18 protein-coding genes are annotated in these 17,649 nt (G+C 63.2%); 9 read left to right on the top strand and 9 right to left on the bottom strand.

From position 1 onward, the window contains the following. The 7 genes from phnG to phnX form a co-directional block, all read right to left on the bottom strand. Complete coding sequence (gene phnG, locus H1D44_RS10540) at nt 1-450, bottom strand: phosphonate C-P lyase system protein PhnG (RefSeq protein WP_181514820.1); 450 nt, start codon at nt 448-450, stop codon at nt 1-3. Further along, entirely contained in the window at nt 447-1,181 is a 735-nt protein-coding gene (gene phnF, locus H1D44_RS10535) for a phosphonate metabolism transcriptional regulator PhnF (protein WP_181514819.1), read from the bottom strand. Before phnF ends, phnG begins: the two co-directional genes overlap by 4 nt. Nucleotides 1,182-1,246: 65 nt before the next feature. Further along, entirely contained in the window at nt 1,247-2,095 is an 849-nt protein-coding gene (phnE, locus tag H1D44_RS10530; RefSeq protein ID WP_181514818.1) for a phosphonate ABC transporter, permease protein PhnE, read from the bottom strand. Beyond that, nucleotides 2,092-2,976 (bottom strand): phosphonate ABC transporter, permease protein PhnE, encoded by an 885-nt coding sequence (gene phnE / locus H1D44_RS10525; protein WP_181514817.1) that lies wholly within the window; start codon nt 2,974-2,976, stop codon nt 2,092-2,094. The genes phnE (H1D44_RS10530) and phnE (H1D44_RS10525) overlap by 4 nt, the downstream gene beginning before the upstream one ends. A gap of 61 nt (nt 2,977-3,037) precedes the next feature. Next, a complete protein-coding gene (phnD, locus tag H1D44_RS10520; RefSeq protein ID WP_181514816.1) occupies nt 3,038-3,952 on the bottom strand; it encodes a phosphonate ABC transporter substrate-binding protein in 915 nt (304 codons plus the stop codon). A 41-nt stretch (nt 3,953-3,993) separates the two neighbouring features. Beyond that, nucleotides 3,994-4,809, bottom strand: a complete 816-nt coding sequence (phnC, locus tag H1D44_RS10515; protein ID WP_181514815.1) for a phosphonate ABC transporter ATP-binding protein — start codon at nt 4,807-4,809, stop codon at nt 3,994-3,996. 246 nt (nt 4,810-5,055) lie between these two features. Next, nucleotides 5,056-5,874 carry a phosphonoacetaldehyde hydrolase gene (phnX, locus tag H1D44_RS10510; RefSeq protein ID WP_181514814.1) on the bottom strand — a complete coding sequence of 273 codons (819 nt, stop codon included), beginning with the start codon at nt 5,872-5,874 and terminating at the stop codon, nt 5,056-5,058. Nucleotides 5,875-6,563: 689 nt separating this feature from the next. Here phnX and H1D44_RS10505 point away from each other — a divergent pair. From H1D44_RS10505 to H1D44_RS10475, 7 genes are all read left to right on the top strand, one after another. After that, a complete protein-coding gene (locus tag H1D44_RS10505; RefSeq protein ID WP_181514813.1) occupies nt 6,564-7,727 on the top strand; it encodes a glycosyltransferase family 4 protein in 1,164 nt (387 codons plus the stop codon). Then, nucleotides 7,699-8,241 (top strand): phosphatase PAP2 family protein, encoded by a 543-nt coding sequence (locus H1D44_RS10500; protein ID WP_181514812.1) that lies wholly within the window; start codon nt 7,699-7,701, stop codon nt 8,239-8,241. The genes H1D44_RS10505 and H1D44_RS10500 overlap by 29 nt, the downstream gene beginning before the upstream one ends. A 150-nt stretch (nt 8,242-8,391) precedes the next feature. Beyond that, nucleotides 8,392-9,357, top strand: coding sequence for a phosphate/phosphite/phosphonate ABC transporter substrate-binding protein (gene phnD, locus H1D44_RS10495; protein ID WP_181514811.1), 966 nt, complete (start codon nt 8,392-8,394; stop codon nt 9,355-9,357). A 69-nt stretch (nt 9,358-9,426) separates the two neighbouring features. Next, entirely contained in the window at nt 9,427-10,260 is an 834-nt protein-coding gene (gene phnC, locus H1D44_RS10490) for a phosphonate ABC transporter ATP-binding protein (RefSeq protein ID WP_181514810.1), read from the top strand. After that, the gene (phnE, locus tag H1D44_RS10485; protein WP_181514809.1) at nt 10,257-11,066 is read left to right on the top strand and encodes a phosphonate ABC transporter, permease protein PhnE; all 810 of its coding nucleotides are present in this window, start codon (nt 10,257-10,259) and stop codon (nt 11,064-11,066) included. The genes phnC (H1D44_RS10490) and phnE (H1D44_RS10485) overlap by 4 nt, the downstream gene beginning before the upstream one ends. 10 nt (nt 11,067-11,076) lie before the next feature. Continuing rightward, nucleotides 11,077-11,892 carry a phosphonate ABC transporter, permease protein PhnE gene (phnE, locus tag H1D44_RS10480; protein ID WP_181514808.1) on the top strand — a complete coding sequence of 272 codons (816 nt, stop codon included), beginning with the start codon at nt 11,077-11,079 and terminating at the stop codon, nt 11,890-11,892. A gap of 25 nt (nt 11,893-11,917) precedes the next feature. After that, nucleotides 11,918-12,550: a histidine phosphatase family protein gene (locus H1D44_RS10475; protein ID WP_181514807.1), complete on the top strand. Its 633-nt coding sequence runs from the start codon at nt 11,918-11,920 to the stop codon at nt 12,548-12,550. A gap of 6 nt (nt 12,551-12,556) precedes the next feature. On the opposite strand, the gene H1D44_RS10470 is transcribed toward H1D44_RS10475, so the two are convergent. Next, nucleotides 12,557-13,786 carry an MFS transporter gene (locus tag H1D44_RS10470; RefSeq protein ID WP_181514806.1) on the bottom strand — a complete coding sequence of 410 codons (1,230 nt, stop codon included), beginning with the start codon at nt 13,784-13,786 and terminating at the stop codon, nt 12,557-12,559. Nucleotides 13,787-13,889: 103 nt separating this feature from the next. Beyond that, complete coding sequence (locus H1D44_RS10465) at nt 13,890-14,555, bottom strand: SDR family oxidoreductase (protein ID WP_181514805.1); 666 nt, start codon at nt 14,553-14,555, stop codon at nt 13,890-13,892. A gap of 175 nt (nt 14,556-14,730) precedes the next feature. On the opposite strand from H1D44_RS10465, the gene H1D44_RS10460 reads away from it, so the two are divergent. Both H1D44_RS10460 and ugpB read left to right on the top strand, forming a co-directional pair. Next, complete coding sequence (locus tag H1D44_RS10460) at nt 14,731-16,155, top strand: hypothetical protein (protein WP_181514804.1); 1,425 nt, start codon at nt 14,731-14,733, stop codon at nt 16,153-16,155. 156 nt (nt 16,156-16,311) lie between these two features. Further along, entirely contained in the window at nt 16,312-17,628 is a 1,317-nt protein-coding gene (ugpB, locus tag H1D44_RS10455) for a sn-glycerol-3-phosphate ABC transporter substrate-binding protein UgpB (protein ID WP_181514803.1), read from the top strand. Nucleotides 17,629-17,649: the final 21 nt, after the last annotated feature.

Genomic DNA, 17,649 nt, shown 5'->3' with positions numbered 1-17,649 from the left:
TCACTCCCCTCTCACCAGCGTGAAGAAATCGACGCGGGTCGCGGCAGCCTGCCGCCCATGTGCGTCACGTTCGACGGCCAGCGCCGCGTCCAACGGCGCCACCAGCCCCTCATCGATGGCCACCGCCCAGTCACCACGCTGGGCACAGGCATCCACCAGGGCGATCAGCTCGGCGTGGCGGGCATGGCGCCCCTTCACCCAGCCGTGACCCAGCGGTGCATCGGGGACGACTTCATCGGTCAACTGGACGCTTGCCCGGGTCAGGGTCATCTCCCCCAGGTTGAACGCCCGGCCGGTGCCCCCCATGCGTCCACGCACCATGGCCATACCAACTTCGGGGCCCCGCACGCAGCGATACCCGGGGCGAATTCCCAGGCGCTCCCAGTGCTCGGCGAGACGCTCCCAGGGAGTCAGTGCCAGAATGCGCTGGCGACGTTGGGAATCCGTCATGACATCTCCTTCACAGAGTCTGGAAAATCAATGTGGTATGAAAACCTATCGGCGCGAGCACGGCTCACTGATACCTCGACCAGGGCACCGGTCGAATCGATGTTGTCGCTGGTGATCTGCAGCAGCGGCGCATGCTGGGCGCATAGCAGCCAGCGTGAATCGTCCGCACCGGCGGCCAACGCTTCGATACGTGCCTGGCGACGCTTCAGGCGCAACCCATAGTGCTGGTCCATGAACGCTCGAGTGGAGCCCCCCCGATAGCGCTCGCGCCATGCCGGTACTCGCCTGGGATCGAACCAGTGACTGATCCGCACCAGCGGAGCTCCTTCCACATAGCGCAGCGTCTCCACACGCAACAGACAGCCTTGCTGCTGCAGGGCAAAGCGCTGGGCGATGGCACCGGGCGGCAGCTCGAGGTTCTGCGACAGACAGTGCGTTTCGCTGGGCATGCCCAACTCGGCCAGATTGTGGGTGACCTTGCTGCCCGCGCTGAGCCGATAATCGAGCCTCCGGTCCACCACCTGGGTACCGCGCCCCTGATGCCGCGTCACCAGCCCCGCCGTCACTAGTTCATCCAGCGCACGGCGCACCGTATGGCGATTGACTCCGAAGCGCTCGGCCAGCTCGCTTTCGGAGGGCAGCAGGTCCCCGGCGGCGAAGTCATGCCGCACCTGATCGGTCAGCGTGTCCGCCAGCTGGCGATAGACGGGGGGCTCTTTTTGTCTAGACATGTTGAATGACGCCTCCTTGGCAACCAACGGCTCAACAATGGGTGATCACACTTGGCCAGGGGAGATCACTCCCCCTCGATCAGGCGACCACGGATTTTTCCGGATACCCAATCGATCAGGTAAACCGTGACCAGAATCAGAATCAGGATGGTGGCAACCTCTTCCCAGTGATGGCCACGAATGCGCTCGGACAGCTGGTAACCGATGCCGCCGGCACCGACGATACCCAGAATGGTGGCGCTGCGGACGTTGGACTCAAAGATGTAGAGGGTCGACGAGATGAACATCGGCAGCACCTGGGGAAGAATGCCGAAACGAGTACACTGCAGAGTATTTCCACCGCTGGCGGCCACCCCTTCACCAGGCTTTCGGTCACACCCTTCCACCGCTTCCGAGAACAGCTTGGCCAGAGTACCGATATCGGAAATGATGATCGCCAACACCCCGGCCAGCGGCCCAAGACCTACCGCACGCACGAAGACCAGCGCCCAGACCAGCTGATCCACGCCGCGCAGGAAGTCCATGCCACGACGCACCCCGAAACGACCGAGCCGAAAGCGAAAGACATTGCGTGCCGACAGGAAGGCAAAGGGAATGGCCAGCAGGGCCGCAAACAGGGTACCGAGGAAGGCCATGGCCAACGTTTCGAAAATCGCCTGAAGAAACTCCCAGACCACGCTGGGGGCGGTGGCCGGCGGCACCATGAAGCGCACCAGCATGCCCAATTGGCCGATGCCGTTCCAGATGCGCACGGGCGAGAAATCGAATATCACCAGTCCATAGAGCAGAGCGGCCAGGGCCGAGCCCCAGGCCAGGCTCTGCATGGCACGCTGTCGCCAACGTACGGAGAATATCTCGGGGTAGCGCTGCGCAGCTTCCAGCGTCGAGATGCCATGCTGATTCAATCGCATCATGAGAGGTTCTCCTTGCCGATAAACCCGTGACGAATGCGTTCGCAAACCATGTCGGTAAGGGAGACGGTAATCACGATTAGCAAGATCAGTGCGCTGACGTCTTCGTAATAGAGCATGCGAATGGCGGTAATCAGCTCCTGCCCGATGCCGCCAGCACCCACGATTCCCATGACCGTGGCGGTTCTGACGTTGATCTCGAATCGCCACAGTGTGTAGGAAACCAGCGAGGGCAGAACCAGCGGAAATACGGCGAAACGCATGCCTTGCACCCAGTTGCCCCCCGCCGCCTTGAGGCCATCCAGCGGTTTCAGGTCAACATTTTCGATCGCCTCCGAAAACAGCTTGCCCGACGCTCCCATCGAGTGAACGGCAATGGCAAGAATCCCGGCCAGGGGGCCCAGGCCGAAGGCGAACACGAAGATCAGCGCATAGACCAGATCAGGCACGGTACGCGCCACTTCCAAAAGGCGCCGAGACAGCGCCGTCAGCCAGCGACTGGGCCCGACGTTGCGCGCTGCCACAAAGCCCAGGACAAGGGCGCCCAAGGTACCGAGCAGCGTGGCCACATAGGCCATCAGCAGCGTTTCGCCAAGCAGCTTCACCCAGTCGGGAAAGGCGTAGAACCAGTACGCCATATCGTCACGAAACGTCGTGACCCCAAGCTCTGGAAGAATCTTGACGATATATTCATGAACCTTTGGCACCCCCTCGGCGATACGTCCGGGGCTGAAGTGGCTCAGATAGGCCGAGGTCAGGAAGAGTGCAAGAAATACTCCACTTCCCACCATCCAGACGCGATACTGTTCGACCCTCGCCCGCTGCTGTTGGGCGCAGAAGTCCTGCCAGGCACCGGAGCCCGGATGACCATGCTGTGGTGACATCTTCAGTTTCCTCAGCCCGGCCGCCGACAGGCGGCCGGACTACCCGCTAGAGGGAGTGTTTTCAACGCTGACGGCGAGAGTCGCGAAGCTCCTGCACGGCGCCAAGGATCGGCTCATACATCTCATGAGTGGCAGGCACGAAACCCGAGGTGCGGCCTGACGCTGCGGCGTCTGCCAGATCCGGACGCTTCTCGTGGAGGGTCATGAAGAAGTCGGCGATTTCCTGCTTCATCTCCTCCGGCAGCGCACCGTTCACCACATAGGGCGGGTTGGGAATAAGCGGAGACTCCCAGATCACGCGGATATCTTCGCGATCCAGCATGCCGCGATCGATCATCATGCGCAGCTGGCCGGTATTGTCACCGCGGGATGTCCAGGTGAAGGCCGAGTCCAGAGAGCCATTCAGCACGCCGATAACGCTCTGCTCATGGCCGCCCGAGAATACGGTATTGCCGAAGAAGTCATTGGGCTCGATACCGTCCTCCCGCAGGCTGACCAGCGGCACCAGATAACCGGAGGTGGAGTTGGGGTCGGCCCAGGCCAGCGACCTGCCCTGCAGGTCGTCGATGCTCTCGAACTCGCTGTCGGAGCGGACGATCAGCACGGAGTGATAGCCCAGCTCACCATCCAGCTCGGCCGGGACCACCAGGGGCTCGACGCCTCCGTCACTGTCGATCCAGCCCGCCGCATAGGAAGAGCCACCAAGGCGTGCCAGCTGCACGTGTCCGGCCGTCAGCGCCTGAACAACTGCGGAGTAGTCGCTGGCCTGCTGAATCTGCATCTGGACGCCCAACTGCTCTTCGAAATAGTCGGCCAAGGGCTGAAAACGGTCGATAGTTGCCGCCTGACTTTCCGCGGTGGTTGCACCGATAGTCACGACAGGGTAGTTGCCTCGCCAGTCAGCCTGAGCTGCCGTTATGGCAAGAGGAAAAAGCAGAGCGGAAGCCGCAGCGCGCTTGAGTGTAGTATGAATCATGATTTTCTCTCAGTCAGTTTGACAAGTTACAGTTGATTTAATTATGCGTATGCAGGAGCTGAAGGAGGGTTTCGGGACCAGACTTCAGCAGAAGTTACTGTCTCATCCACCGCTTTCTCATTATCATTAACGCCGTATATGCGCTGAACCGTATCGTGATCTAGTTGGGAAGGGGGGCCGTCAAAGACCTTCTCGCCATGCAGCATGCCAATGACGCGATCACAATACTGCCGCGCTGTTTCCAGGGAATGGAGATTACACATTACCGTGATGCCCCTGGACTGATTGATCTCCTTCAGTGCGTCCATCACCATGGCAGCGCTGCGTGGATCCAGAGAGGCAATCGGCTCATCGGCCAGCATGATGCGAGGGGACTGCATCATGGCCCGAGCTATAGCGACCCGCTGCTGCTGACCACCCGACAGGTTTCCCGCACGCTGCAGCGCCTTGTCCGCCAGGTCCAGCTGCTCCAGTGCCTGGATGGCCTGGGCCTTTTCCTCGCGACTGAACAGCTTGAACATGGAGGGCACGGTCCCATGATGAGCAATGCGGCCCATCAATACGTTGGTGATAACATCCAGGCGAGGAATCAGGTTGAATTGCTGAAAAATCATAGCGGTTTGCCCACGCCATTTTCTCAGCGCCTTACCTTTGAGTCGGCTGACCGGCTGCCCGCCAAAATCAATGCGCCCACCGGAGACATCGGTAAGCCGGTTCACCATCCGAAGCAGCGTCGATTTACCTGCACCAGAACGGCCGATGACCCCGACCATCTGGCCCTCCGGAACATCGAAGCTGAGATCACGGATCACTCGGGACTTTCCATAGCTCTTGCTGACATTTCCCACACGTAGCATTGGTCGACTCCCTTGCCACATTTGATGGCGTCATGTGGTAGCTGTATGAAAGCAAGAGTACCCGGCTCGGATGACCGCAACTTGTCTAGATGATTTCATTGCTGTGAATTAAGCCGGCGATGATCGAGCATTTTTCGTCCAACTCACTGCACTGCATTCGACAAATCAACCTCTTACCTCCCTTCCCAACAAAACCGAAACAAAACTGAAGAATTTATGTCATGGTTGAACAGATCCATTCGTCATTCATGGACGCTCGCCACGCATAAGGCGAGCGTTGATTTCCTTAACTACACCTGGCAATTCGGCGATTGTGTCGATCAGAAAGTGCGGCTGAGCAGGGGCAAAATGCCTCTCGATGGACGAGCGCTTCATCTCCAGAACAGCTTCGGGCAGCTCCCTGTAGGCCTCGTAGCTGATCCCCATGGCGTTGCCGGAGCAGGTCAACCCGACGGTCCACATGCCAGCCCGGCGTCCCTCCAAGATGCCCGGCAGGGTATCGTCCACCTTGACACAAGCGGCCACGTCCTCGATGCCAAGGGCGATTACATTGGTCAGTGCCTGGGACGGATGGGGGCGCCCGTTGGGCACCTCGTCGCTGGCCACCACATGGTCGGCTTCAAAGCCCTGCTCCCTCGCGCGCACCACTACCTGCTCCATCACCACGGCGGGATAGCCCGAGCAGGATCCGACCTTCATCTCTTGTTCACACAGAACAGCGATGGCCTCAAGAGCGCCGGGGATCAGAGCCGAGTGCTCGCCGATCTTGGCGATCTGAAGCGGCATGAAGCGTTCGTAGAGCGCCGTAACGTCTTCATCGGAGGGAGCGTGTCCCACAGCTTCCTCGAAGCGAGCGGCGATTAACCGATCGTCGCAGAGCATGCGAATATGGTCCCTCTTGCCAACACCCATGGGGCCGCGGGCCTCTTCCAGGCTGAGCGCGACGCCGAGCTCGGCGAAAGCCTCGACAAAGATCTGAGTGGGGGCGAAGGAGCCGAAGTCCACTACAGTGCCAGCCCAATCCAGGATGACGGCTTCGAGTCGCTCCGGGGTACGGTATTTCATGACGCTCTCTCCTATCGCAATATCAAACGGCGGGACGGCAATCGTTCACACGCATGGCGGACAAGGCTTCATCTACCGCGTTTAGCAATCGCTCCATCACGGCAATGTCCAGGTGCCCGATACTCTCAATGCGGGAACTCTTCACTTCGGTAAGCTTGCCGGGATAATTGATGAAGCTGCGGGTCTTGGGTTCTTCGTAAAAGTGGGAAAAGCAGATGCGGAGTGGGCTGGGCTCAGAGAGGAAGTAATGATCAGCAACAGCCAGCGATCCTCCAGCAAGGAAAAAGTCCCCGGCGACACATGCCGGTCACCAGACACTTCCGGTTTCGAATGTGCCATGCAGGCAACGCGGCAAGCCGGTCAATCTGGTATACATGAGAAGCTTCACCCACACGCATGACAGTCAGGTGACGGTCATTTGACGTCCTGTTGAACATCCAGAGGAAGACAGATTGAGGTACGGTCAGATATCCACCGCTATGCACATCGCATCGTGCAACCAGTGCGCTTAATCCGCTATCCCCGTGATGCACCAATGACAAGCAAGCTGTTCCACTCGGTGGTACTTCGACATATTGCAATGAAGCGTCTTGTCACGACTTCATCATTACACTGTCGTCTTGACGTCATCCCCGCACTGCACCCTTGACCCTACAGCAGCTGTATGCTCAGCCTACGTCGAGGGCCCCATGCGAATCTGTCTTGTCAGCGAAACTTGGTCACCCGAGATCAACGGGGTTGCTCATACCCTCAACCAGCTCAGCCGCGAATTGCAGAAGCGAGGCCTGGCGCTGCAGCTGATCCGCCCGCATCCGCCCCAGGCTGACGCTCCGCTGCGCACGCCAGGCATGCAGAGTGAGCTGCGCGTTAGAGGCCTCGCCATACCCGGCTACCATGCCGTACGTATCGGCCTGCCCGCTGCCAGGCGCATCCAGAGGCTGTGGCGAAAGCAGCGCCCCGACGTGGTCTATCTGGCGACCCAGGGGCCGTTGGGTTGGTCGGCACGGCGTGTGGCCAGGCGCATGGGTATTCCGCTGGTGGCGGGCTGGCACACCAATTTCGACCATTACTGCGGCGATTACGGCATGTCCTGGCTCGCGCCTGCCCTGCTGCGCACCTTGCGCCACTTCCACAACGGCTGCCAGGCCACCCTGATTCCCACGCGACAACAGGCAGAGGGGCTCATGCGGCAGGGCTTTCAACGCCTCGAGGTCATGGGCCGAGGTATCGACCATCAGCACCTCGATCCCACCTTGCGTTCAAGCGAGCTGCGTCGAAGCTGGGGCGCCAATGAGCACACGCCGGTGGTATTGCACGTGGGTCGCCTGGCGGCAGAAAAAAACCTCTCCCTGCTGCGCGAGACCCTGGATGCCATGCGCAGCACCCGCCCCGATATCGTACAGGTCATCGTGGGTGACGGTCCGGCACGCCGCTCGCTGGAAAAAGCCCTGCCCGAGGTGCACTTCACCGGATTCATCTCGCCGGAGGCATTGGCCCGCCACTATGCCAGCGCCGACCTGTTCGTTTTTCCTTCGCTTTCCGAGACCTGGGGCAACGTGGTACCGGAGGCCATGGCTAGCGGCCTGGCCGTGGTGGCTTATCGCCACGCCGCTGCCGCAGAGCTGATCGAAAGCGGCATCAACGGCGTGACGGTAACCGCCGGTGATGCCGAGGCATTTCGCGATGCCGCCGTGACCCTGAGCCAGCAACCCGCCCGCTACGCACGAATGGGAAGAGCCGCGCGCCTGCGCACGCACTCCTGCCGCTGGCCCGCCATTGCCGACAAGTTCCTGTCCGTCCTTGAACAGGCCCGGGAGGTAGACCATGAGACCACGCGCCCCTGCGGTGTTTGACCGCCTCGACCTGATGGAATGGCGGCTATGCCAACGCTTCGTCAGCCTCAGCCTCTACGCCCCCTGGCTTGCGACCCTGCGTCTGGCCAGCCGCCTGGGTGACTGGCCGCTGTGGGTGGCACTGATCGCCGCCCAGCCGCTGCTGCAGCCCCAGGCAGGCCCTGCCTTCTTCCTCCAGTATGCCGTGACGGGGCTCGTCGCGGTCCTGATCTATCGCCTGATCAAGACCCGCCTGTGCCGGGAGCGGCCCTTCATTACCTTCGTCAACCTGATCCAGTGCGGTGAACCCGCTCGCGACCGCTACAGCTTTCCCAGCGGACACACCATGCATGCGGTGATGTTCTGTGTCATGACGGCGGCCCATGCCCCGTGGCTATTGCCGCTGCTGGTACCGCTGGCGGCGCTGATCGCCCTTTCGCGGGTGGGCCTGGGGCTGCACTACATCAGCGATGTCGCCGCCGGTGCGCTGATCGGCATCGCCTTCGCCCTGCTCAGCCTCAGGCTGGTTGGCTGACCTCGAAACGACGCACCACAGGCGCTGTAAAGGCCGCGTCATCAGCTCTTAACCACTCTGTCATTGCATCGACCGCGGGCTGTCATGCTCACAGGCGAAAGTGGGTGCCGTTCCGATTATCCCCGTCATTCATTGCGCCCTGGAGCCAACATGACCCTCTCGACCCTGAACCGCACCCTGCTGGCCAGCACCGTTGCCGGCCTGTTCGCTGCCACCGCCATGCAGGCCAGCGCCGACCTGTCGTCACGCTACAGCGATACCGATGGCGACATGGTCGCCGACATCCCCAGCGACGAATCCCGGTGGGTCGACCCCAGCACCCTGGTGTTCGCCTACACCCCGGTGGAGGACCCGGCGGTCTACGCCGACGTGTGGGCTGACTTCCTCGACCACCTCAGCGAAGTGACCGGCAAGCGGGTGCAGTTCTTCCCGGTGCAGTCCAACGCCGCCCAACAGGAGGCGCTGCGCGGCGGTCGCCTGCACGTGGCCGGCTTCAACACCGGCGGCGTGCCGGTAGCGGTGAACTGCGGTGGCTTCCGCCCCTTCGCCATCATGGCCTCCGAGGACGGCAGCTACGGCTACGAGATGGAGATCATCACCCACCCGAACAGCGGCATCGAGAGCATGGAGGACCTGGCCGGCCGCCAGTTGGCCTTCACCTCGCCCACCTCCAACTCCGGCTTCCGCGCCCCCTCGGCGCTGCTGCGCAGCGAGTACGGCCTGGAGGCCGACGAGGACTTCGAGACCGCTTTCTCAGGTTCGCATGACAACTCCATCCTGGGTGTGGTCAACCGCGACTACGACGCTGCCGCCATCGCCAACTCGGTGGCCACCCGCATGCTGGCGCGCGGCGTGATCAACGAGGGCGACTACGAGATCATCTATACCTCCGAGACCTTCCCCACCACTGCCTACGGCACCGCTCACAACCTGCACCCGGAGCTGCAGGAGAAGATTCAGGAAGCCTTCTTCAGCTACGACTGGGCGGGCACCCCGCTCGAGACCGAGTTCGCCAACTCCGGCGAAGCCCAGTTCATTCCCATTACCTATGAGGAGCACTGGTCGGTGATTCGAACCATCGCCGAGGCCAATGGCGTGACCTACGACTGCGACTGATAGCCTGGACTGACTACGCTCGGTCGGGAGGTTCTGCCTCCCGACCGAGTGCATGAGAGGAGAACCTTCATGCTGACGCTCACCGGGGTCAACAAGCGCTACCCCACCGGGGATCGCGCCCTGACCGACATCGACCTGAACCTCCCGCGCGGCCAGGTCATGGCTCTCATCGGCCCCTCCGGGGCCGGCAAGAGCACCCTGATTCGCTGCGTCAACCGCCTGGTGGAGCCTACCAGCGGCAGCATCCGCCTGGAGGAGACCGAGCTAACCCGACTCTCCGGCAATGCCCTGCGTCGGGCGCGCCGCGCCATGGCGATGATCTTTCAGGAGTACGCGCTGGTGGATCGTCTTACGGTGATGGAGAACGTGCTCTCCGGCCGGCTCGGCTACGTGGGCTTCTGGCGCAGCTTCACGCGCCGCTACCCTCAGGAGGACATTGCCGAGGCATTCCGCCTGCTCGACCGGGTGGGCCTGCCGCACGCCCTGGACAAGCGCGCCGACGCCCTCTCCGGCGGCCAGCGCCAGCGAGTCGGCATTGCCCGGGCACTGATCCAGCGACCGCGTCTGCTGCTGGTCGACGAGCCCACCGCGAGCCTCGACCCCAAGACCTCACGGCAGATCATGCGCCTGATCCGCGAACTGTGCGCCGAGCGCGAACTGGCCGCCATCATCAACATCCACGACGTGGCCCTGGCCCAGCAGTTCGCCGATCGTATCGTCGGCCTGCGCGCCGGTGAGATCGTCTTCGACGGCAAGCCCCATGAGCTGGATGCTGACACCCTCACGACCATCTATGGCGAGGAGGAGTGGGATACCCGAGTTAACGAGGAGGATGCGGAGAGCGAGCCCGCCAGTGCGGAGCCGGTACCCCGCATGGCGCTGGCCACCGGAGGCGCCTCATGACCCGCCAGGCTGAGGCCCGTGAGGGCCAATGGCGACGGCTGCCGATGATCGAGAACCCCAGGCTGCGCTGGGGATTGGTCGTGGGCCTTGCGGTCTACCTGGTGCTGGCCCTGGCCTCGGTGGAGGTCAACTGGGCAAGGGTCGCCGAAGGCGCCAGCCGCGGCCTGAACTTCATTGCCGCCTTCGCCCAGCCCGACTTCGTCTCACGCCGCGGCGACATCATAGACGGCATCCTCGAGAGCCTGACCATGACCGTCACCTCGACGGTGATCGGCGTGGCCCTGTCGATTCCGGTGGGACTGGGCGCGGCACGCAACATCGCCCCCTGGCCCATCTATTATCTTTGTCGCGGCATCATCACCGTGTCACGCACCTTTCAAGAGATCATCATTGCCATCCTCTTCGTGGTGATGTTCGGCTTCGGCCCCCTGGCCGGCATGATCACCCTGGCCTTCGCCACAATTGGCTTCATGGCCAAGCTGCTGGCCGAAGACATCGAGGACCTGGATTGGCGCCAGGTTGAGGCGGTTCGTGCTACCGGGGCGAGCTGGTGGCAGACCATGAACCATGCCGTTCAGCCCCAGGTGATGCCTCGTTTGATTGGGCTCTCGATGTACCGCCTGGACATCAACTTCCGCGAGTCGGCGGTGATCGGCATCGTCGGTGCGGGCGGCATCGGCGCGACGCTGAATACCTCGATCAGCCGCTACGAATACGACACCTCGGCGGCGATCCTGCTGATCATTATCGCCATCGTGCTCTTGTGCGAGTACAGCTCGAGCCATATCCGCCGCTGGACCCAATAGGACATCCCCCATGCCCGTTTCGACGTCACCGCAGGGCACGCCGATCTGGCGCCTGCGCACCACCCGCTCCCAGTGGCTGGGCTATCTCGGCTGGCTGGCCGGTGCCTGCCTTTTCCTGCTGTGCTGGAAGGTTATCTCCGACAACACCATGTGGGTGTTCGTCGAGGATGCCGGCCGCCAGGGCGGCGACCTGATCAGCCGCATGCTGCCGCCTCAGTGGGCCTATGCCCATCGCCTGTGGAAGCCCATGTGGGACACCCTCAACATCGCCACCCTGGGCACCCTGCTGGGCATCGCCATGGCCTTTCCGGTGGCCTTCCTGGCCGCCCGCAACACCACGCCCCACCCGCTGGTGCGCAGCGCCGCCCTGGTAATCATCGTCGCGTCGCGCTCCATCAATTCGTTGATCTGGGCCATGCTGCTGGTCACCATCCTGGGCCCCGGGGTACTGGCCGGCATCATCGCCATCGCCCTGCGTTCCATCGGCTTCATCGGCAAGCTGCTCTATGAGGCCATCGAGGAGATCCACCCCACCCCGGTGGAAGCGATCAGCGCCACCGGCGCCGGGCGGATGCAGGTGATGAGCTACGGCGTGCTGCCCCAGGTGATGCCCGCTTTCGCCGGCATCAGCGTCTACCGCTGGGACATCAATATCCGTGAGTCCACGGTGCTGGGACTGGTGGGGGCCGGCGGCATCGGGCTGCAGCTCAATGCCGCCATCAACAGCCTGGCCTGGAACCAGGTCAGCGTGATCTTCGTGATGATCTTCGTCACCGTGCTGGCCTCGGAGTGGATCTCCGCCCGGGTGCGCCACGCTATCATTTGACGCTCACCTCGACAGGAGACCGACCATGCGCTTTACCGATGCCGAGGTGACCACCCTCGATCTGATCCGCCACGGTGAGCCGGTAGGCGGCCGCATGCTGCGCGGCACAACCAACCACCCTCTCAGTGAGCAGGGCTGGCAACAGATGCGAGCCGCCATCGCCGACCTGCTGATCGATGGCGACCCGCCCTGGGACGCCATCGTCACCTCACCGCTCGACCGCTGTCGTGAATTCGCTCTGTGGCTGGGCGAGGAACACGACCTGCCGGTAACGGTGGAGCCGGGGCTAGCCGAGATGGGCCTGGGCGACTGGGAAGGCAAGACCCACGCCGAGGCTCGCGCCATGGAAGGCGATGTGGACCGCCAGGCTGAACTGTGGGCCGATCCCAGCCGGACCTCGCCGCCCGGCGGTGAAAGCGTCGAAGGCTTCGATGCACGCGTCGGCGCGGTGTGGCAAGCGCTGCTGGCAGAGCCGCCCGGGCGGCATGTGCTGGTGGTATGCCATCTGTTCGTGACCAACGCCGTGCTGCGTCAGGTACTCGAGCAGCCCCTCTCGCGCATCCTGGCCTTCGACCTGCCCTACGCCGCCACCTGCCGCATCCACCATGAACGCCACGCCCTCGGCGAGACCAGCCTGGTGGAGTGGGTCGGGCGCTGAGCTGTCTCAGGCACTTCGGATAGAGGCATCGCTACGCACGCAGTTCAGGAGGCAGAAGACGGCCAGCGCGCCGGTCGCCGTGGGCAGCAGGAAGCCCACGGCATAGCTGCCGGTGAGCCATACGATCAGGCTGAACAGCGCCGGGCCTACCAGCACCCCCATGTAGGTGAGCACCAGCACGGCGGCGGTGGCCTCGCCCACCTCGCCGGGCTCGCAGCGCCGCGCCACCTCGCCCAGGTAGACCCCGTTCCAGGCCACCGCCGTGCCGCCGGCCATCACCATCAGCGTAATCGTCATCCAGGTCGGCACCGCGGGACCGAGCACCGCCAGCAGGAAGAAGATCACACTGATGATGCCGGCCAGACCAAACAGCACCGGAAGGCTGCCGCCCAGGCGGTCGGCCAGCGCCCCCCAGACCAGGCGGCCCGTGACCCCGGCCACATGCACCAGGGAGACCACGGCGCCGGCCAGCACCAGGCTCAGCAGCAGCTCCTCCACCATGTAGGCCACCGCGAAGCTGAGCAGCGAGAGCTGTGCGGCGGAGAGGCAGAAGCCGGTAGCCCCCAACCAGCGCATGGACGAATAGCGGCGCAGCACGCCCAGGCTGCCGGCCCGCTGCATGCGCACGCTGGCATCCCGGCTGGCATCCCAGCGTGAGCGGCGCAGCTGAAGCAGCAGCAGGGTGGCAAGGCACGCCGCCCCCACCGCCAGGAAGGCCGCCTGCCAGTTCCAGATGGCCGCCAGCGGCGGCGCCATCAGCCCGGCCAGCACGCCACCCAGGGGCACGCCGGTCTGCTTGATGGAGTAGACGAGGTTGCGCCGTTCCGGTGGGGTAAAGCGGGAGAGCAGCTCAGCCGCCGCGGGGCTGGTGAGGCCGTAGGCCAGGCCCAGCAGCAGGGTGGTGGCCAGCAGCGCCAGGGGCGTGCCGATCAGCGCCAGCGCACAGCCCCCCATCACCAGCGCCATGGCCATCTGGCTGGCCCGGCAGCCCCCCAGACGCCTGGCCAGCACCGCCGACTGCAGCGAGGCAAGCATCGCCACCCCGTAGAGCAGGCTGACCTGCAGCCCCACCCAGCCGGTGGGTATGCCGAAGGCCGCTGCCACCTGGGGCGCCAGGGTCGGCACCAGTAGCATGCCCCCGCTGCACAGGACCTGCACCCAGGTCGTTGCCGCCAGCACCCACCAGCCCTCCACTCGGGAAGAAGCCGGCATCTCGGTGGGTGGCGGGGTGGGCATGGAGCGACTCCGGTCTCGTCAAGGAAACCGTTAGCCTACACACAAAATTCAATCTTTTGCCAACGTCAATGACGAAGGCGGCTTTCGCCGTTGCCTGGCCAGCCTACCAGGGCAGTGGCTCGCCGTTGCTGTGCCAGAAGCCACCGGTGGTCTCGAGGGTTAGCGCGGCGATGCGCTCGGCGATGCCGGCGGCGGCCTCTTCCGGCGAGATCAGCCCACCGAAGTTGACCATGCGGGTCTGAACGAAGCCGGGATGCAACTGGGCCACGGCAATGCCACGCGGCTTGAGATCCATGGCCAGCGACTTGCCGAAGGCGTTGAGCGCCGCCTTGGAGGCGCGGTAGCCGTAGCGGCCGCCGGAATCGTTGTCGGCGATCGAGCCCATGCGACTGGTGATATTGGCAATCTTGCTGCCAGCACCAAGGTTGTCCAGCAGTGCCTCGCTCACCCGCAGTGGGGCATAGGCGTTGATTTCCATTTGCTCGCGGATCGAATCGAAGTCGAGCGCTCCCAGGGACTCGTCGCACAGCAGCCCGGCGTTGTTGATCAACAAATCCAGCCGCTGTCCGCGAACGGCCTCGACCAGGCGGGCGATACCTTCGGCCCGGGTCACGTCGATACCTTCGATGACCCGATCGGCCACTTCGTCGAGCTCAGACGAGGTGTTTCGGCAAATACCGCACACCCACCAGCCCTCCTGTTTGTAATGGCGAGCCAGTGCTAGCCCGATGCCTCGGTTGGCACCGGTAATCAGAACCGTGGAAGACATGCCGACTCCTTGTTTCATTCAGCTGATAACGCCAACAGTGTGGATGTCGCCCGGCGTAGTGCAAGTGCCGATTCAGCACATATCCCTCAACGCATACCCGGCATATAATGGTTACGCAATGTAACCCCCTCCGAGTCCTCTTACCCGATGCCTGCCATCGAACAAGGATGCTTTCATGGCCATTCGCGCCTCTACTGTGACTCTCGCCGCCCTGGGCGGCACCGCCATCGGCATGCTCGTCGGCTGGCAAATGTCTGGCTCCAGCCTGGCTACCGCCCCGGCCATCGAAACGGCCGAGGCCGCCACCGAGAGCCACGCTCCGCCTATTCTGAAGCTAGGCGAAAGGCTGCGCGGCGAGATCACTTCGACCAGTGAACTCAATGGCAAGGATGGAAGCCGATTCGAGCGCTTCACCCTGCCGCTGGAAGGGGAAACACTGGTCGAGATCGAGCTTGCCGGCCCCCTCCAGGGAGTCCTCTCGCTGTATGACCCGGAAGAGCAGATCCTCGTCGCCAGTGACGGACCCAACGTTTACGACACTTCAGCTGCCGTCGCCCTGCGGCGTCGAATCGATGAGAGCGGCGATTATCTGCTGGTAATCAGCGGCCTCGACCTTCACAGCTATGGGCCGTTCTCGCTGACCACGCGAGAGATGGAGCTCACCTCCAGCGACACCCTCGCCATGCCTTCCCGCGCCGATGGCTGGCTTCAGGGAGACGGCGACACATACACGCTGACCATCGAGGAGAGTGGCCTCTACCAGATAGAGATGCGTTCCAGCGACGTGGATGCCTACCTGGTGCTGGAAGGTCCCAATGACTATCACCGCGAGGACGACGACAGCGCCGGCAACCTGGATGCACGCATCGCCGATTTCCTCGAGCCCGGCGAGTATCGACTGACTGCGCGCACCGCCTTCGGGCAGGGCAGCGGGCTGTATACCCTGGAGCTCGGCCCCCACGAACTGGCCAGCGGCGAGACGCTGCGCAACAGCGGCGAGCTCACGGCCGGCGAGCCCCTCTTCGGCTGGTTCACCGGAAATGGCCTCGAATATCGTCTGACTCTCGCGGCTCCGGCGCTGGTCACCCTGGACATGCTCTCAGACGACTTCGATGCCTACCTGGAACTCCATGGCGAGGGTGTTGCCACCAGCGACGACGACGGTGGCGAAGGGCTCAACGCACGCCTCGTTCGCCCGCTGGAAGCCGGGCAGTATGTCGTGACGGCTCGCAGCCACGGCGGCCACGGCAGCGGCCTGTTCGAGCTGCGCACCAGTGCCATCGAGCTGGAGGATATGCCTAGCGAAGGACAGCTCGAGATTGGCGGAGCCCTGCAAGCCTGGCTGGAACCAGGTGCCCGAGACTATTACGAGGTATCGGTCGAGGAGCCTGGCCGTTTTCGCCTGGACCTGCTCTCGGACGACTTCGACGCCTTTCTCGAGCTCGAAGGGAACGGGCTGTTCCTCAGTGACGATGACGGTGGCGAAGGGCTCAATTCGCGTATCGACACTCACCTGGATGCGGGGACCTACCGCGTGACCGCGCGGTCGTTCGGCAACAGCGAGAGCGGCCGCTATACGCTGCAGCTTACCCGCGACTGAGCTGGGCGCTACCAAGGCGCCGACCGTTTTGCCTGAAGGCAGTCGCCGCCGCTGAGCGGCCACGAGGTTGACCGCTCATGGACTCTTCATATCAGTGAAATCGAATTGACATGCTGTTCCCTTAGCGTTGTCGACGACATCACCAAGGAGAGTCTCATGTCGTCTCGTTCAACCGCACTCATGTCAGGCGCCCTCGCCGCGTCACTGTCCATCTCCGTCCATGCCGCCACCGAGGTTCAGTGGTGGCACGCCATGGGCGGCGAGCTGGGCGAGATGCTCGAGTCCGTTACCGAAGCGTTCAATGCCTCCCAGGACGACTACCGGGTACGTCCCAGCTATCGTGGCAACTACACCGAGACCATGACGGGGGCCATTGCCGCCTTCCGCGCCGGCCAGCAGCCCCATATCCTGCAGGTGTTCGAGGTGGGTACCGGCACCATGATGGCCGCCGAGGGTGCCGTCTACCCCATTCATCAGCTGATGGAGGATCACGGTCGCGCCTTCGATCGCGAAGCCTTCCTGCCGGCAGTGGTGGGCTATTACACCGACACCCGCGGCAACATGCTCTCCTTCCCCTTCAACTCCTCCACACCGATTCTCTACTACAACCGCGACGCCTTCGCGGCGGCTGGACTCAAGGGCGCACCGCAAACCTGGGAAGACGTCGCAGCCTACTCGCGCCAGCTCCACGAGCAGGGTGCCGCTCGCTGCGGCTTCACCACCTCCTGGCCGAGCTGGATCATGCTGGAGAATTTCTCCGCCATGCACGACTCGCCGCTGGGTACCCTGGAGAACGGCTTCGGCGGCCTCCAAACCGAGCTTGCCTTCGATAACGGGCTGGTGGCCAGCCACTGGGACAATCTGAAGGCATGGCAGGACGAGGGCGTGTTCCGCTGGGGAGGTCCGGGGCCGGGCAATGACGCCGCTCCAATGTTCTATTCCGGCGAGTGCGCCATGTTCTTCGGCTCTTCCGCAGCACGCGCCGGCGTGCTGGCCAATACCGACTTCAGTGTGGGCTACGGCATGCTGCCCTACTACGCCGACGTCGAGGGCGCACCGCAGAACTCGATCATCGGCGGTGCCACCCTGTGGACCCTGCGCGGCCATAGCGACGAAGAGTACGCTGCCGTGGCGGCCTTCTTCGACTATCTCTCACAGCCGGAAGTCCAGGCCGACTGGCATCAGCGCACCGGCTACCTGCCGATCACACATGCCGCCTGGGAATTGAGTGAGGCCCAAGGCTTCTATGCCGACAACCCGGGCACCGAGATCTCCATCGAGCAGATGACGCTCAACACGCCTACCGAAAATTCCAAGGGGCTGCGCTTCGGCAACTTCGTGCAGATCCGCGACCTGATATCCGAAGAGATGGAAGCCGTGATGGCAGGTCGCAAGAGCGGTGAGCAGGCCGCTGCCGATGCCGTCCGGCGCGGCAATGCCCTGCTGCGTGATTTCGAGCAGGCCAACCAGTAGCAGCCAGTCATGGCGCCGCCT

Origin of the sequence: Billgrantia kenyensis (genome assembly GCF_013697085.1) — a bacterium.
Taxonomy (GTDB): domain Bacteria; phylum Pseudomonadota; class Gammaproteobacteria; order Pseudomonadales; family Halomonadaceae; genus Halomonas; species Halomonas kenyensis.
This window is presented reverse-complemented; position numbering and strand designations above follow the sequence as displayed.

Coding starts and splice junctions, on each gene's coding strand:
- phnF (WP_181514819.1), bottom strand. CDS start 1,181: ATGTCTAGACAAAAAGAGCCCCCCGTCTATCGCCAGCTGGCGGACACG.
- H1D44_RS10470 (WP_181514806.1), bottom strand. CDS start 13,786: ATGCCCACCCCGCCACCCACCGAGATGCCGGCTTCTTCCCGAGTGGAG.
- phnE (WP_181514809.1), top strand. CDS start 10,257: ATGACCCGCCAGGCTGAGGCCCGTGAGGGCCAATGGCGACGGCTGCCG.
- phnX (WP_181514814.1), bottom strand. CDS start 5,874: ATGAAATACCGTACCCCGGAGCGACTCGAAGCCGTCATCCTGGATTGG.
- H1D44_RS10475 (WP_181514807.1), top strand. CDS start 11,918: ATGCGCTTTACCGATGCCGAGGTGACCACCCTCGATCTGATCCGCCAC.
- phnE (WP_181514808.1), top strand. CDS start 11,077: ATGCCCGTTTCGACGTCACCGCAGGGCACGCCGATCTGGCGCCTGCGC.
- phnG (WP_181514820.1), bottom strand. CDS start 450: ATGACGGATTCCCAACGTCGCCAGCGCATTCTGGCACTGACTCCCTGG.
- phnC (WP_181514810.1), top strand. CDS start 9,427: ATGCTGACGCTCACCGGGGTCAACAAGCGCTACCCCACCGGGGATCGC.
- H1D44_RS10500 (WP_181514812.1), top strand. CDS start 7,699: ATGAGACCACGCGCCCCTGCGGTGTTTGACCGCCTCGACCTGATGGAA.
- phnE (WP_181514818.1), bottom strand. CDS start 2,095: ATGATGCGATTGAATCAGCATGGCATCTCGACGCTGGAAGCTGCGCAG.
- H1D44_RS10465 (WP_181514805.1), bottom strand. CDS start 14,555: ATGTCTTCCACGGTTCTGATTACCGGTGCCAACCGAGGCATCGGGCTA.
- H1D44_RS10505 (WP_181514813.1), top strand. CDS start 6,564: ATGCGAATCTGTCTTGTCAGCGAAACTTGGTCACCCGAGATCAACGGG.
- phnE (WP_181514817.1), bottom strand. CDS start 2,976: ATGTCACCACAGCATGGTCATCCGGGCTCCGGTGCCTGGCAGGACTTC.
- phnD (WP_181514816.1), bottom strand. CDS start 3,952: ATGATTCATACTACACTCAAGCGCGCTGCGGCTTCCGCTCTGCTTTTT.
- phnC (WP_181514815.1), bottom strand. CDS start 4,809: ATGCTACGTGTGGGAAATGTCAGCAAGAGCTATGGAAAGTCCCGAGTG.
- phnD (WP_181514811.1), top strand. CDS start 8,392: ATGACCCTCTCGACCCTGAACCGCACCCTGCTGGCCAGCACCGTTGCC.
- ugpB (WP_181514803.1), top strand. CDS start 16,312: ATGTCGTCTCGTTCAACCGCACTCATGTCAGGCGCCCTCGCCGCGTCA.
- H1D44_RS10460 (WP_181514804.1), top strand. CDS start 14,731: ATGGCCATTCGCGCCTCTACTGTGACTCTCGCCGCCCTGGGCGGCACC.